The sequence below is a fragment of the Pseudomonas sp. UBA6276 genome, from assembly GCF_002438365.1.
GTDB lineage: Bacteria > Pseudomonadota > Gammaproteobacteria > Pseudomonadales > Pseudomonadaceae > Aquipseudomonas > Aquipseudomonas coleopterorum.
On sequence record NZ_DJUS01000177.1, the window covers coordinates 1 to 1,876 of the forward strand.

Genomic DNA, 1,876 nt, shown 5'->3' on the forward strand with positions numbered 1-1,876 from the left:
ACAACGACATCACCTTGTTCAACCCGGCGCCGATCACCTGATCGGGCGCTGCGAAGGGCAGCGGGCAATCCGTTGCCCGTCAGCTCGATAAATAAGCGTCAAAAAAGGGAATCAAATCCCTACCTCCAGTGTCGAAGTGCCACTAAACTGTCATTCTCCGTTTCGGTACCTACATTAGAGGTTTTTGCATGAAGCTCAGTCCGTTTGCGGGCAAACCTGCCCCAGCCCAGCTGCTGATCGACATCCCGCGCCTGGTCACGGCTTATTACACCGGCCAACCGGACGCGAGCGAGCCTACCCAGCGTGTGGCGTTCGGCACTTCGGGCCACCGTGGCAGCTCATTCGACTTGAGCTTCAACGAAAATCACGTTCTGGCCATCAGCCAGGCGATCTGCCTCTACCGTACCAGCAAAGGCATCGACGGCCCGCTGTTCGTCGGCATCGACACCCACGCGCTGTCGACGCCTGCCGGCGCCAGCGCGCTGGAAGTGTTCGCGGCCAATGGTGTGCAGGTCATGCTGTCCAAGGACGACGAGTACACGCCGACTCCAGCCGTCTCCCACGCGATCATCTGCTACAACCGCGGTCGCAGCAGCGGCCTGGCCGATGGCGTGGTGATCACGCCGTCGCACAACCCGCCGCAAAGCGGTGGCTTCAAGTACAACCCACCCAATGGCGGACCTGCCGACGGCGACGTGACCAAGTGGATCGAAGCCAAAGCCAACGAGTTGCTCGCCGATGGTCTGCGCGATGTGAAGCGCATGCCCCATGAGCAAGCACTGAAAGCGGCGACCACCCATCGTCACGACTACATCCATCACTACGTGGCTGACTTGGTCAACGTGATCGACTTCGATGTGATCCGCAAAGCCGGTCTGCGTCTGGGTGTGGATCCGCTGGGTGGGGCAGGCGTGCGCTACTGGTCGGCGATTGCCGAGCACTATCAGCTGGACCTGGAGGTGGTGAACACCGAAGTCGATTCCACGTTCCGTTTCATGTGCGTGGATTGGGATGGACAGATTCGGATGGATCCGTCCTCCAGCCATGCCATGCAGGGGCTGATCGGCCTCAAGGATCGCTTCGATGTGGCGTTCGCCTGCGACCCTGACCACGACCGTCACGGTATCGTGACGCCAACCGGTGGCTTGCTGGCGCCGAACAATTACCTGGCCGTGGCCATCGACTACCTGTTCCAGAACCGTCCGCAATGGCGCAACGACGCGGCTGTGGGCAAGACCGTGGTCAGCAGTGGCCTGATCGACCGTGTGACCGCACGCCTGGGTCGCCGTTTGCATGAAGTGCCGGTGGGCTTCAAGTATTTCGCCGATGGGCTGTTCGACGGTTCGCTGGGTTTCGGTGGAGAGGAGAGCGCCGGCGCGTCGTTCCTGCGCATGGATGGCAGTGTCTGGACCACCGACAAGGACGGTCTGATCCCTGCGTTGCTGGCGGCTGAAATGACCGCTCGTACCGGTCGGGATCCAAGCCAGGCCTATGACGCATTGACGCAAACCCTGGGCGAGCCGTTCTCCACTCGTGTTGAAGCCAAGGCCAATCCGCAGCAGAAGGCGGCCTTGAGCAAATTGTCGCCCGAGCAGGTCAAGTCGACCGAGCTGGCCGGCGAGCCGATCGAACAGATCCTCAGCCATGCGCCTGGTAACGGCCAGGCCATCGGCGGCCTGAAGGTCATCACCGCCAACGGCTGGTTCGCCGCGCGCCCATCGGGCACCGAGGACATCTACAAGATCTACGCCGAAAGCTTCATCGACGAAGCCCACCTGCAGCGTCTGGTGGCCGAAGCGCAGGTGTTGGTGGATTCCGCCATCGGTTGATTTCGTGCGTCCTCCTGGATAAACCGCGTGCGCCGCTGCTACAGAAG

Annotated in this window: 1 protein-coding gene; it reads left to right on the forward strand. The window is 61.5% G+C overall.

Features of this window, described 5'->3' with window-relative positions; translation table 11 throughout:
• The first annotated feature begins 188 nt into the window (after positions 1–188).
• The gene (gene pgm / locus B2V21_RS19980) at positions 189–1,829 is read left to right on the forward strand and encodes a phosphoglucomutase (alpha-D-glucose-1,6-bisphosphate-dependent) (RefSeq protein WP_286917817.1); all 1,641 of its coding nucleotides are present in this window, start codon (positions 189–191) and stop codon (positions 1,827–1,829) included.
• Positions 1,830–1,876 lie beyond the last annotated feature (47 nt).

Coding starts and splice junctions, on each gene's coding strand:
- pgm (WP_286917817.1), top strand. CDS start 189: ATGAAGCTCAGTCCGTTTGCGGGCAAACCTGCCCCAGCCCAGCTGCTG.